13 protein-coding genes are annotated in these 13,198 nt (G+C 67.7%); 10 read left to right on the top strand and 3 right to left on the bottom strand.

Annotated features, from left to right (window positions below; translation table 11 throughout):
* Positions 1-28 precede the first annotated feature (28 nt).
* On the top strand, positions 29-1,612 hold the full coding sequence (locus ACZ6JT_RS27410; RefSeq protein ID WP_469213713.1) for an ABC transporter substrate-binding protein: 1,584 nt from the start codon (positions 29-31) through the stop codon (positions 1,610-1,612).
* 74 nt (positions 1,613-1,686) lie between these two features.
* On the opposite strand, the gene ACZ6JT_RS27405 is transcribed toward ACZ6JT_RS27410, so the two are convergent.
* Together ACZ6JT_RS27405 and ACZ6JT_RS27400 are read right to left on the bottom strand one after the other, a co-directional pair.
* Positions 1,687-2,358 (bottom strand): response regulator, encoded by a 672-nt coding sequence (locus ACZ6JT_RS27405; protein WP_469213711.1) that lies wholly within the window; start codon positions 2,356-2,358, stop codon positions 1,687-1,689.
* A 64-nt stretch (positions 2,359-2,422) separates the two neighbouring features.
* Positions 2,423-3,316, bottom strand: coding sequence for a RecB family exonuclease (locus ACZ6JT_RS27400; RefSeq protein WP_469213709.1), 894 nt, complete (start codon positions 3,314-3,316; stop codon positions 2,423-2,425).
* Positions 3,317-3,551: 235 nt separating this feature from the next.
* Between ACZ6JT_RS27400 and ACZ6JT_RS27395 the strand changes: the two genes are divergently transcribed.
* The 3 genes from ACZ6JT_RS27395 to ACZ6JT_RS27385 all read left to right on the top strand — a co-directional run bounded on the left by ACZ6JT_RS27395 (position 3,552) and on the right by ACZ6JT_RS27385 (position 6,413).
* Positions 3,552-4,685, top strand: a complete 1,134-nt coding sequence (locus ACZ6JT_RS27395) for a site-2 protease family protein (protein ID WP_469213922.1) — start codon at positions 3,552-3,554, stop codon at positions 4,683-4,685.
* Between the two features lie 18 nt (positions 4,686-4,703).
* Positions 4,704-5,600, top strand: coding sequence for a tRNA (adenine-N1)-methyltransferase (locus ACZ6JT_RS27390; protein ID WP_053785960.1), 897 nt, complete (start codon positions 4,704-4,706; stop codon positions 5,598-5,600).
* 270 nt (positions 5,601-5,870) lie between these two features.
* Complete coding sequence (locus tag ACZ6JT_RS27385; RefSeq protein ID WP_469213920.1) at positions 5,871-6,413, top strand: hypothetical protein; 543 nt, start codon at positions 5,871-5,873, stop codon at positions 6,411-6,413.
* Between the two features lie 4 nt (positions 6,414-6,417).
* On the opposite strand, the gene ACZ6JT_RS27380 is transcribed toward ACZ6JT_RS27385, so the two are convergent.
* Entirely contained in the window at positions 6,418-6,738 is a 321-nt protein-coding gene (locus ACZ6JT_RS27380) for a ferredoxin (protein WP_469213707.1), read from the bottom strand.
* A 264-nt stretch (positions 6,739-7,002) separates the two neighbouring features.
* Between ACZ6JT_RS27380 and arc the strand changes: the two genes are divergently transcribed.
* The 6 genes from arc to prcA all read left to right on the top strand — a co-directional run bounded on the left by arc (position 7,003) and on the right by prcA (position 13,184).
* Positions 7,003-8,769, top strand: coding sequence for a proteasome ATPase (gene arc / locus ACZ6JT_RS27375; protein WP_319730019.1), 1,767 nt, complete (start codon positions 7,003-7,005; stop codon positions 8,767-8,769).
* Between the two features lie 274 nt (positions 8,770-9,043).
* Entirely contained in the window at positions 9,044-10,555 is a 1,512-nt protein-coding gene (gene dop, locus ACZ6JT_RS27370) for a depupylase/deamidase Dop (RefSeq protein ID WP_469213704.1), read from the top strand.
* A gap of 172 nt (positions 10,556-10,727) precedes the next feature.
* Positions 10,728-10,940, top strand: a complete 213-nt coding sequence (locus ACZ6JT_RS27365) for a ubiquitin-like protein Pup (protein WP_030016348.1) — start codon at positions 10,728-10,730, stop codon at positions 10,938-10,940.
* A 71-nt stretch (positions 10,941-11,011) separates the two neighbouring features.
* Positions 11,012-11,587, top strand: coding sequence for an endonuclease VII domain-containing protein (locus ACZ6JT_RS27360; RefSeq protein ID WP_469213918.1), 576 nt, complete (start codon positions 11,012-11,014; stop codon positions 11,585-11,587).
* Complete coding sequence (gene prcB / locus ACZ6JT_RS27355; protein WP_030233611.1) at positions 11,539-12,378, top strand: proteasome subunit beta; 840 nt, start codon at positions 11,539-11,541, stop codon at positions 12,376-12,378. The genes ACZ6JT_RS27360 and prcB overlap by 49 nt, the downstream gene beginning before the upstream one ends.
* Before the next feature lie 41 nt (positions 12,379-12,419).
* Entirely contained in the window at positions 12,420-13,184 is a 765-nt protein-coding gene (gene prcA, locus ACZ6JT_RS27350; RefSeq protein WP_469213700.1) for a proteasome subunit alpha, read from the top strand.
* Positions 13,185-13,198 lie beyond the last annotated feature (14 nt).

Genomic DNA, 13,198 nt, shown 5'->3' with positions numbered 1-13,198 from the left:
AAACAGTTCGACTGTGAAGGACGTTCGCGTGAATCGACGTAACCAGTGGCTGGCGGCTCCGCTCGGCGCAGCCACCGCCGCCGCGCTGCTCAGCGGTTGCGGTTCGACCGATGGCTCCAATGCCGGCAGCGGCAAGGGCGTGGTCATGGGCATATCCGACAAGGTGAAGTCCACCGACCCGGCCTCCGGCTACGACCCGGGCTCCTGGCTGCTCTTCAACAACGTCTTCCAGTCGCTGCTGAGCTTCCCCAAGGGCGGTACCACCCCCGAGCCCGACGCCGCGCAGTCCTGCGCCTTCGAGGGCGGCGACAGCAAGCTCTACAAGTGCACCCTGCGCGAAGGCCTGAAGTTCAGCAACGGCCACAGCCTCACCGCGAAGGACGTCAAGTTCTCCTTCGAGCGCACGCTGAAGATCAACGACGAGAACGGCCCGGCCGTGATGCTCGCGTCGATCGCCGGCATCGACGCCCCCGACGACAAGACCGTCGTCTTCCGCCTCAAGACCCCCGACGCGACCTTCCCCAGCAAGATCGCCTCCGGTGCGGGCTCCATCGTCGACCACAGCGAGTACCCGGCGGACAAGCTGCGTACGGACAACAAGGCGATCGGCTCCGGCGTCTACAAGCTCGACTCGTTCAACGACAAGAGCGCCACCTTCTCCGTCAACGAGTCCTACACCGGCAAGGCCAAGGCCAAGAACACCGGCGTCACGCTGAAGTTCTTCAACGGCGACCAGAGCGGCCTCAAGAAGGTCCTCGAGAGCGGCGACGTCGACTTCGCGTTCCGCGGCCTCGCCGCCAAGGACATCGCCGCCCTCGCCTCGACCAAGACCGGCGACAACAAGGTCGACGTCGTCCAGGGCACCGGCGCCGAGGTCGAGCACATGGTCTTCAACGTCAACGACCCCGTCGCCGGCAAGCTGCCCGTCCGCAAGGCCATCGCCTACCTCGTGGACCGCGAGGCCCTCGTCCGCGACGTGTACGCGGGCACCGCCACCGCGCTCTACTCCATCGTCCCCACCGGCATCGCCGGACACACCACCCCGTTCTTCGACCGCTACGGCGGCACCCCGCAGCCCGAGAAGGCCAAGGCCGTCCTCAAGGCCGCCGGCATCAACGGCAAGGTCAAGATCACCCTGTACTCCACCCCGTCCCGCTACGGCCCCTCCACGGACCAGCAGTTCGAGGTCATCGCCAAGCAGCTCAACGAGAGCGGCCTGTTCGACGCCGACGTCAAGTCCGTCGAGTTCGAGCAGTACGAGAAGGACATCCAGGACGGCAAGTACGGCGTCTACGTGAAGGGCTGGGTCCCCGACTACCCGGACGCCGACAACTTCACGCAGCCGTTCTTCGGCCCGGACAACGTCCTGCGCAACAACTACGAGAACAAGGAGATCACCGGGACGATCATCCCGTCGACCTCCGCGAAGTCCGACCGCACCGCGGCCAACATCGACTACAACCGGCTCCAGGACATCGTCGCCGACGAGCTCCCGATCCTCCCGCTCTGGCAGGGCAAGCAGTACGCCGTCACCCGCCAGAACGTGAACGGCCTCCAGTGGTCCCTCGACGCCTCGACCGTCTTCCGCTTCTGGGAGATCAGCAAGGGCTGACCCTACCGGGCCACGCACAACGGGCCGGGAGCCGCACCAAGCGGCCGCCGGCCCGTTCCGCTACCCCCGGGCTCCTACTGGGCGCCGGGACGCACCAGACCGCTCTCGTACGCGTACACGGCCGCCTGCACCCGATCCCGCAGCCCCAGCTTCGTCAGAACGTGCCCCACATGCGTCTTGACCGTCGTCTCGCTCACGAACAGGTCCGCCGCGATCTCCGCGTTCGACAACCCCCGGGCCACCAGCTTCAGCACCTCGACCTCGCGCTCCGTCAGCGTCCCCAGCGTGTCCGGCACGCTCTCCTCACCCGACGGCAGATGCCCCGCGTACTTGTCCAGCAGCCGCCGCGTGATGCTCGGCGCGAGCATCGCCTCACCGCCCGCCACCACCCGGATCGCCTGCACCAACTCCACCGCCGGCGCGTCCTTCAGCAAGAACCCGCTCGCCCCCGCCCGCAGCGCCTCCACCACGTACTCGTCCAGATCGAACGTGGTCAGCACCAGCACCTTCGCCGGACCGTCCCGGCCCGGACCGGTGATCTGCCGGGTCGCCTCCACCCCGTCCATCCGCGGCATCCGGATGTCCATCAGCACCACGTCGGGCTGCAACGCCCGCACCTGGTCCAGCGCCTGCAGACCGTCCCCGGCCTCACCGACCACCGCCAGGTCCTCCTCCGCCTCCAGGATCATCCGGAAGCCGGTGCGCAGAAGTGGCTGGTCGTCGACCAGCAGGACGCGGATGGCCACGGGGTCTACCTCGTATTCGTCGGACGGCTACGGCGGGCCCGTCCATTCTGCCCTGATCCGACGATCATGATTGCGCCGGGCGCCCCGACCCCGGCCGGCCCACGATGACCAGCGGATACGGCGGGGGAGTCCCCCCGAACTCCGGACACACCGCCTGATGATCACACCAGCCGCACAGCTTCGTCGGCCGCGGCCGCCACTCACCCGACTCCGTCGCCTCCCGGATCGCCTCCCACAGCGCGAGCAGCTTGCGCTCCACGCGCTCCAGATCCGCCACCACCGGGTCGTACGTCAACACGTCACCACTGCCCAGATACACCAGCTGCAGCCGCCGCGGCACCACCTGCTTCAGCCGCCACACCACCAGCGCGTAGAACTTCATCTGGAAGAGCGCACCCTCGGCGTACTCCGGCCGCGGCGCCTTGCCCGTCTTGTAGTCGACGATCCGCACCTCACCCGTCGGAGCCACATCCACCCGGTCGATGATCCCCCGCAGCCGAAGCCCCGACTCCAGCTCCGTCTCCACGAAGAACTCCCGCTCCACCGGCTCCAGCCGCGTCGGGTCCTCCAACGTGAACCAGCGCTCGACCAGCGCCTCCGCCTCCGTCAGCCACCGCGCCAGCCCCGCCCCCTCATCACCCTCCGGGAACAGCTCCGTCAGCTCCGGCTTCGCCTCCAACAACCGGTCCCACTGCGCCGGGACCAGCGCCTTCGCCCGCGGAGCCGTCCGCTCCGGCGCCGGATGATCAAACAACCGCTCCAGCACCGCATGCACCAGCGTCCCGCGGGTAGCAGCAGCACTGGGCCTCTCCGGCAGCTTGTCGATCACCCGGAACCGGTACAGCAGGGGGCACTGCATGAAATCGCTCGCCCGCGAAGGGGAGAGCGAAGCGGGCGCCACGGCGCTCGGCGTCACGGCATCGGCTGGGCCTGGCACGGCACCGGGGCTCGTCGTCATGGACAAAACCCTACGACCCGCCACCGACAGCACGCGCATACCATCGACGCCGGACCCCCTCGCACTGCATGATCGGAGCATCACAGCCCGCTTACACCCTGCGGACCACACTGGAAACACCGATCCCCGGGCCCGCGTCCCGGGGAACCCCGAGGAACGAAGGACAGTCGTGCCAGACACCGACGAAACCGGCGAGCGCGCGGGCCGGCGCTCAGGACCGGGCGGCGGACTCCTCATGGGCCGCCCCTTCGGCGTACCCGTCTACGTCTCGCCCAGCTGGTTCCTCGTCGCCGCCCTCATCACCTGGGTCTTCGGCGACCAGCTCGACCGCATCCTGCCCGACCTCGGACCCGTCCGCTACCTCGTCTCCCTCTTCTTCGCCGTCGCCTTCTACGCCTCCGTCCTCGTCCACGAACTCGCGCACACCGTCGCCGCCCTCCGCTTCCAACTCCCCGTGCGCCGCATCCAGCTCCAGTTCTTCGGCGGAGTCTCCGAGATCGAGAAGGAATCCGAGACCCCCGGCCGCGAATTTGTCCTCGCCTTCGTCGGCCCCCTCCTCTCCCTCCTCCTCGCCGGCGCCTTCCACCTCGGCATGAAAGCCGTCGAACCCGCCAGCGTCCCCGGCGTCCTCCTCGCCGGCCTGATGATCTCCAACCTCCTCGTCGCCGCCTTCAACCTGCTCCCCGGCCTCCCCCTCGACGGCGGCCGCATGCTCCGCGCCGTCATCTGGGGCATCACCGGCAAACCCATGGCCGGCACCATCGCCGCCGCCTGGGTCGGCCGCGGCCTCGCCATCGCCGTCCTCCTCGGCCTGCCCCTGCTCACCCACACCGAACTCCTCGGCAACCGCACCCAGGAGATCGGCGGCATGAACACCGTCATGGACGCCCTGCTCGCCGCCATCCTCGCCGCCATCATCTGGACCGGAGCCGGCAACAGCCTGCGCTTGGCCCGCCTGCGCGCACACCTCCCCGAACTGCGCGCCCGCACCCTCACCCGGCGCGCCATCCCCGTCGAGAACGCCACCCCCCTCTCCGAAGCCCTCCGCCGCGCCAACGAAGCCGGCGCCCGCGCCCTCGTCGTCGTCGACGGCCACGGCGACCCCACCGCCATCGTCCGCGAGAGCGCCATCGCCTCCGTCCCCGAACACCGCCGCCCCTGGGTCGCCGTCAGCACCCTCGCCCAGGACCTCACCGACGGCATGAAGGTTTCCGCGGAACTCACCGGCGAAGAACTCCTCGACCACCTCCGCGCCACCCCCGCCACCGAGTACCTCGTCCTCGAGCCGGGCGGCACCATCTACGGCGTCCTCTCCACCCTCGACGTCGAAAAGGCCTTCGTGAAGGCCATGGCACGGCCCCAGTCCTGAAGCCAATACACTGGTCACATGTCCGAACCGACCGGTGCCGCCCGCCGACGCGGGCCCTTCGAGGTCGGGGACCAGGTTCAGCTCACCGACCCCAAGGGCCGCCACTACACGTTCACGCTCGAAGCCGGGAAGAATTTCCACACCCACAAGGGTTCCTTCCCCCACGACGAGCTGATCGGTGCCCCCGAGGGCAGTGTTGTCCGTACCACGGGCAACGTCGCCTACCTCGCGCTGCGTCCCCTGCTCCCCGACTATGTCCTGTCCATGCCCCGCGGCGCCGCCGTGGTCTACCCCAAGGACGCCGGCCAGATCCTGGCCTTCGCCGACATCTTCCCCGGCGCCCGCGTCGTGGAAGCAGGTGTCGGCTCCGGCTCCCTGAGCAGCTTCCTGCTGCGCGCCATCGGCGACCAGGGCATGCTCCACAGCTACGAGCGCCGCGCGGACTTCGCCGAGATCGCCACCGCCAACGTCGAGCGCTACTTCGGCGGCCCCCACCCCGCGTGGAAGCTGACCGTGGGCGACCTCCAGGACAACCTGGACGAGACCGACGTCGACCGCGTCATCCTCGACATGCTCGCCCCCTGGGAATGCCTGGACGCGGTCAAGAAGGCCCTCGTCCCCGGCGGCATCCTCTGCTGCTACGTGGCCACCACCACCCAGCTGTCCAAGACCGTCGAGTCCATCCGCGAGATCGGCTGCTTCGCCGAGCCGCAGCCCTGGGAATCGATGATCCGCAACTGGCACGTCGAAGGCCTCGCCGTCCGCCCGGACCACCGCATGATCGGCCACACCGGCTTCCTCGTCACCGCCCGCCGCCTCGCGGACGGCGTCGAGCCCCCCATGCGCCGCCGCCGCCCCGCCAAGGGCGCCTACGGCGAGGACTACGACGGCCCCGGCAGCGACCGCTCCGCGTAACCGCACCGCCTCGCCGCACCGCCGACCCAACACGAAGGCGCTGTGGCGCAGTTCCCCGGACCCACCGGGAACTGCGCCACAGCGCCTTTTCGTTGTCCGCGTGCCGACCCCGGTCCCACCCGGGAACCAACAGGACCGGACCCAGCCGTTCCACCTCCGTGTGAGGTATGGCACGATGCTGGCTCCCCGTCACCCTTCGCACAGGAGACACCCCGCGTGCTGCACAGCCCCGCCGAGCTGACGCCGACCCCGGACACCCTGGCGCACAGCATGGCCAGGCCCCTCCACTGGCTCGCCACGGCCACCGCCATGGCCGCCGTCATAGCCACAGCGGGACTCGTACAGCCGGCCACCGGCACCCCCGCCACGACGCCGGAACCCACCGCGAACGGCCCCCAGGCCACCGCTCCCGACGCCGCAGCCGTCACCTACCCCCTCGACTGCAACGGCGCCCCCCAGACCGTCACAGCCACCGCCCAGGGCGACCTCGACGGCGACCAGCGCCCCGAGACCGTCGCCGCCGTCCGCTGCGACGCCGGCTCCGGCACACCGCCCCACGCGATCTACGTCCTCACGCAGGACCACACCGAAGGCGCCCGCCCCCGCGTCGTCGCCACCCTCCTCGACACCGGAAAAAGACAGACCGCCACGGAACTCACCGTCCGCGACCGCGCCGTCACCGCCACCCTCCTCGGCTACTCCGCACCCGGCGTACCACGCTGCTGCCCCGACACCAAGCAGCTCGCCAAGTGGCGCTGGAGCGACGGAAAATTCCGCCAAGAGCTGACGGACTCAGCCGCCAGGAGTGTTTGAAACGTCACTCGGCGTCAGGGCCGAAGACTTCCACCCTGTCCGAAACGCGCCTTACGTGAATACAGTCCCCCGGGCATTCCTTCGCCGAGTCGACCACGTCCTGGAGCAGCGTCAGCGGAACCGGAGTGGTCGCCCCCACCTCCTGCAGCAGCTCGTCCTCAGGGCTCTTCACATACGCCAGACCATCGATGTCCAGCTCGAACACCTCCGGCGCGTACTGCGCACAGATGCCGTCCCCGGTGCAGAGGTCCTGATCGATCCAGACCTCAAGCGGCTCGCCGGCCTCACCGGCCGCGCCCGTCGGAGCCTCGTGCTGCACGGTCATATCTCCTGCCGTTCCCTGCGCTGAGTGATCCATCCCGGTCACAACCCGCAGCAAGTCGCGCGAGCCCTGACGGGTGTTGAACACTTCGACCTTACAACCGGCCGCTTCCCGAGTTTGATGGGTGGGTATTTCCTTGGCGTGAGGGAGTACGCAAGGGTGAAGATCGGACACACCTCTACCGTCTTTGTGATCTAGGGGTTTCAATCACCACCAGCCCAGGTAGGGTCAGGAAGCGTCCAGCTCCCCTTGGAGGAGGTGAGGACCGTGGCAGCCCACGACGACGACATCAACCGCGGCATCCGGCCCGGGCGAGGGTCTGAGGACCCCGCCGGCCAGGTTGCCTATCTCGAGCAGGAAATCGCCGTCCTGCGACGTAAGCTCGCCGACTCTCCGCGACACACGAGGATTCTCGAAGAGCGGATCGTCGAGCTGCAGACAAATCTTGCCGGCGTATCCGCACAGAACGAACGACTCGCGAATACCCTCCGTGAGGCCCGCGACCAGATCGTGGCCCTCAAGGAAGAAGTCGACCGGCTCGCCCAGCCGCCGGCCGGCTTCGGTGTCTTCCTGCAGGCCAACGAGGACGGCACCGTCGACATCTTCACCGGAGGCCGAAAGCTCCGCGTGAACGTCAGCCCCAGCGTCGACCCGGAAGACCTCCGGCGCGGCCAGGAGGTCATGCTCAACGAGGCCCTCAACGTGGTCGAGGCCATGGAATTCGAGCGGGCCGGGGACATCGTCACCCTCAAGGAGATCCTCGAGGACGGCGAGCGCGCCCTGGTCGTCGGGCACACCGACGAGGAAAGGGTGGTGAGGCTCGCCGAGCCGCTCCTGGACATCACCATCCGCCCCGGCGACGCCCTCCTGCTCGAACCCCGCTCCGGCTACGTCTACGAGGTCGTCCCCAAGAGCGAGGTCGAGGAACTCGTCCTCGAAGAGGTCCCCGACATCGACTACGACAAGATCGGCGGCCTGGGCGACCAGATCGAACTGATCCGCGACGCGGTCGAGCTCCCGTACCTCTACCCCGACCTGTTCAAGGAACACGAACTGCGGCCCCCGAAGGGCATCCTGCTCTACGGCCCGCCCGGCTGCGGCAAGACGCTCATCGCCAAGGCCGTCGCCAACTCCCTTGCCAAGAAGGTCGCCGAGGTCACCGGCCAGCCCGCCGGGAAGTCCTACTTCCTGAACATCAAGGGCCCCGAACTCCTCAACAAGTACGTCGGCGAGACCGAGCGGCACATCCGCCTCGTCTTCCAGCGTGCCCGGGAGAAGGCGAGCGAGGGCACCCCCGTCATCGTCTTCTTCGACGAGATGGAATCCCTCTTCCGCACCCGCGGATCCGGAGTCAGCTCGGACGTGGAGAACACCATCGTCCCCCAGCTGCTCGCCGAGATCGACGGCGTGGAAGGCCTGGAGAACGTCATCGTCATCGGCGCCTCCAACCGCGAGGACATGATCGACCCCGCCATCCTGCGCCCCGGCCGACTCGACGTGAAGATCAAGATCGAGCGCCCGGACGCCGAGGCCGCGAAGGACATCTTCGCGAAGTACCTCAAGGCCTCGCTGCCCCTGCACACGGACGACCTGTCCGAGCACCAGGGCTCCAAGGACGGCACCGTCCACAGCATGATCCAGACCGTCGTCGAGCAGATGTACGCCGAAACCGAGGAGAACCGCTTCCTCGAGGTCACGTACGCCAACGGCGACAAGGAAGTCCTCTACTTCAAGGACTTCAACTCCGGCGCCATGATCCAGAACATCGTGGACCGTGCGAAGAAGATGGCGATCAAGGCCTTCCTCGAGCACAACCAGAAGGGCCTCCGGGTCTCCCACCTCCTCCAGGCGTGCGTGGACGAGTTCAAGGAGAACGAGGACCTGCCCAACACCACCAACCCGGACGACTGGGCCCGAATCTCCGGAAAGAAGGGAGAGCGGATCGTATTCATCCGCACCCTCGTCACCGGAAAGCAAGGCGCGGACACCGGACGCTCCATCGACACGGTGGCGAACACCGGTCAGTACCTCTGAAGCGGAGCGGCTGCGGATGCCCTCCCCGGGCATCCGCAGCCGACTGCTTTACCCGACTGCTCACCCGACCGCTTTACCGGCCGCTTTTCAGCCGGTGAAAGGGCGGATTCAATGACGGAAATGATCTCCCCACGAGCGCGCAGTGGTTCTAGGCTCTTCCGTACCGCCGGACGCGCAGTGCGGGGACGGGCACCGCACAGGCACACGCACCGGAGCACCAGCGGTACTTGAGCGCCGCTCCCGAAGGGGAGCGCCGCCGGGCAAGGAGGGCCGCATGACCGTACGGCGAGTAATGGGGATCGAGACGGAGTACGGGATCTCCGTCCCCGGTCACCCGAACGCCAATGCCATGCTCACCTCGTCCCAGATCGTCAACGCCTACGCGGCGGCGATGCACCGGGCGCGACGCGCCCGCTGGGACTTCGAGGAGGAGAATCCGCTGCGGGACGCCCGCGGCTTCGACCTCGCCCGCGAGGCCGCCGACAACAGCCAGCTCACCGACGAGGACATCGGCCTCGCCAACGTCATCCTCACCAACGGCGCACGACTCTACGTCGACCACGCGCACCCCGAATACAGCTCGCCGGAGATCACCAACCCGCTCGACGCCGTCCTCTGGGACAAGGCCGGCGAACGGATCATGGCCGAGGCCGCCGTACGAGCGGCCCAGCTGCCCGGCGCCCAGCCCATCCACCTCTACAAGAACAACACCGACAACAAGGGTGCCTCCTACGGCACGCACGAGAACTACCTGATGAAGCGGGAGACCCCCTTCTCGGAGATCGTGCGCCACCTGACCCCCTTCTTCGTCTCCCGGCAGGTCGTCACCGGCGCCGGCCGCGTCGGCATCGGCCAGGACGGCCGCGAGCACGGCTTCCAGATCAGCCAGCGAGCGGACTACTTCGAGGTCGAGGTCGGCCTGGAGACCACCCTCAAGCGGCCCATCATCAACACCCGGGACGAGCCGCACTCCGACGCCGAGAAGTACCGCCGGCTCCACGTGATCATCGGCGACGCGAACCTCTCCGAGATCTCGACGTACCTGAAACTCGGCACGACCGCACTTGTCCTGTCCATGATCGAAGACGGGTTCATCAACGTCGACCTCGCCGTCGACCAGCCCGTACGCACCCTCCACCAGGTCTCCCACGACCCCGACCTCAAGCACCTCATCACGCTGCGCAGCGGCCGGACACTCACCGCGGTGCAACTGCAGATGGAGTACTTCGAGCTGGCCCGCAAGTACGTCGACGAGCGTTTCGGCTCCGACGCGGACGAGCAGACCAAGGACGTGCTGGTCCGCTGGGAGGACGTGCTGGGCCGGCTGGAGAGCGACCCGATGAGCCTGTCGGGAGAGCTGGACTGGATCGCCAAGCGGGAGATCCTGGAGGGGTACCGGCGCCGGGACGGCGTGGGCTGGGACGCGGCGCGGCTGCACCTGGTGGACCTCCAGTACTCGGACGTACGGCCCGAGAAGGGTCTGTACAACCGCCTGGTGGCCCGGGGCAAGATGAAGCGGCTGGTGGACGAGGCGGCCGTGGAACGGGCCCAGAGCAAGCCTCCGGAGGACACGAGGGCCTACTTCCGCGGGCGCTGCCTGGAGCAGTACGCGGACGACGTGGCCGCGGCCTCCTGGGACTCGGTGATCTTCGACCTTCCCGGCCGGGACTCGCTCCAGCGGGTCCCCACGCTGGAACCCCTGCGGGGGACCCGCAACCACGTCAAGGAGCTCCTGGACCGCTGCCGCACGGCGGAGGACCTGGTCCGGGTGCTTTCGGGGCAGTGAACGCGGCTGAAAGGCCTCCGGTCCGGGAATCATGAAGAGAACCGGACTGTGAAAGTACGGGGACGAATGTCGGACCCTCCCTATAGGGTCCGACGTAGGGTCTGATCTTGAGAGATCCCGAATCCCGGGGTCTCTCGACGTGAGCGTGCGAACCGAGCGGGGTGAGGTAGACATGGCGACCAAGGACACCGGCGGCGGACAGCAGAAGGCGACGCGCTCGACCGAGGAGGTCGAGGAGGCGGCGGTCGAGGAATCGACCGACCTCAAGGAGCGCCAGGAAAAGCTCTCCGACGACGTCGACTCCGTACTGGACGAAATCGATGATGTCTTGGAGGAGAACGCCGAGGATTTCGTGAGGTCGTTCGTGCAAAAGGGTGGCCAGTAGGCATCGCCAAGGCCATTTAGCCTTCGAATCGAAGGTTGGGGGCGGGGGTGGCCGAGGTGGCACCGGAGGGCATGAAGCGGTGCTCGCGTTGCAGGCGCGTTCAGTTATGCGAGGCCTTCGCGAGCAATCGCGCAATGCGGGACGGGCTGCAGGCGTATTGCCGTGAATGCCAGGCCGAGCATTACAAGCGGAAGCAAGAGGCGAAGGGTCGGACGGTGCGGGTGAAGGTCCCCGTGCCGTCCGGGCACAAGCGATGTCCGCAGTGTGGGGAGATCAAGCCTCACTCGCAGTGGGAGCGGAACAAGACGAGCTCGGACGGCTGGGCCAGCTACTGCAAAGAGTGCCGAGCTCAACGGAACCGGGCCTCGTACTTCAAGCGCCACTACGGCATCACCGAAGACGAGCGTGACGCCATGATCGAGGCCCAGGGCGGGACCTGCCTGCTCTGTCGGAATGCTCCGGCGGAACATGTGGATCACGATCATCAGACGGGTAAGGTCCGAGGCGTACTGTGCTTCAGCTGTAACGCAGCCCTGGGGCAGTTCAAGGATCGGCCGGACGTCATGAGGCGTGCAGCCGCTTACGTGGAAGGAAACCTGTGGAACCCAACACTCGTAGCACAGGGCGTCTACCGGCAGCCTTCCTGACGCCGGGGTCGTCGTCCTTCATGGACTTCCTGGGCGCGCACTCGCCCGAGATGCTGCCCGGCAACCGCAAGCTGCCGGAGGGTGTCGTCGAGGCGCCGCACGGGACGACCATCGTGGCCGCCACCTTCCCCGGCGGGGTGGTCCTCGCCGGTGACCGGCGGGCGACCATGGGGAACATGATCGCGCAGCGGGACATCGAGAAGGTGTTCCCGGCGGACGAGTACTCCGCGGTCGGCATCGCCGGTACGGCCGGCCTGGCCGTGGAGATGGTGAAGCTGTTCCAGCTGGAGCTGGAGCACTTCGAGAAGGTGGAGGGGACGACCCTCTCCCTGGAGGGCAAGGCCAACCGGCTGTCCACCATGATCCGGAGCAATCTGGGCATGGCGATGCAGGGGCTGGCCGTCGTGCCGCTGTTCGCGGGGTACGACGAGGCCAAGGAGAAGGGCCGGATCTTCTCCTACGACGTGACCGGCGGCCGCTCCGAGGAGCACGGCTACGCCGCCACCGGTTCCGGTTCGATCTTCGCCCGGGGCTCCATGAAGAAGCTCTTCCGTCCGGATCTGACGGAGGAGCAGGCCACCACGCTGGTCGTCCAGGCGCTGTACGACGCCGCCGACGACGACTCGGCGACGGGCGGGCCGGACCTGTACCGCCACATCTATCCGATCGTCACCGTCATCACCGACGAGGGATTCCGCAGGCTGACGGACGACGAGTCGCAGGAACTCGCCCGCACCGTCACCAACCGGCGGCTCGAGCAGCCCGACGGGCCGCGCGCGGCCCTGCTCTGACCTGTCCTCCTCGTCGCCCAGAAGAAAGGGACGGATAACCGGTGTCGACTCCGTTCTATGTGTCACCCCAGCAGGCCATGGCCGACCGGGCGGAATACGCCCGGAAGGGCATCGCCCGCGGTCGCAGCCTTGTCGTGCTGCAGTACGCCGACGGCATCGTGTTCGTCGGTGAGAACCCGTCCCGTGCGCTGCACAAGTTCAGCGAGATCTATGACCGGATCGGTTTCGCGGCCGCCGGCAAGTACAACGAGTACGAGAACCTGCGGATCGGTGGTGTGCGGTACGCGGATCTGCGCGGGTACACCTATGACCGTGACGATGTGACGGCCCGTGGGCTGGCGAACGTGTACGCGCAGACGCTCGGCACGATCTTCTCCAGTGCGGGTGAGAAGCCGTACGAGGTGGAGCTGGTGGTCGCCGAGGTCGGTGCGACCGCTGCGGGTGATCAGATCTATCGGCTTCCGCATGACGGTTCGATCGTGGACGAGCACGGTTCGGTCGCGGTCGGGGGCAATGCCGAGCAGATCAGTACGTTCCTGGATCAGCGTCATCAGGACGGGATGACCCTGTCGGAGGCGTTGAAGCTGGCGGTGCAGGCGCTGTCCAGTCAGGCGAACGGTGCGGACAAGACGATTCCGGCCGACCGGCTGGAGGTGGCGGTGCTGGACCGTACGCGGGCGCAGCAGCGCAAGTTCAAGCGGATCCGGGGCCGGCAGCTGTCGCGGTTGCTGGAGGCGGATGTGCCGGCGGCCGTGCAGGCGGATGCGGTGTCGAACGACGAGGCGCCGGAGGACGACGCCGAGTAGTCCGGTGATGTGAG

Source organism: Streptomyces sp. NPDC046308 (genome assembly GCF_055588065.1).
Note: the sequence above shows the minus strand (reverse complement) of the source record. Positions and strands in the feature narration are given on the sequence as shown.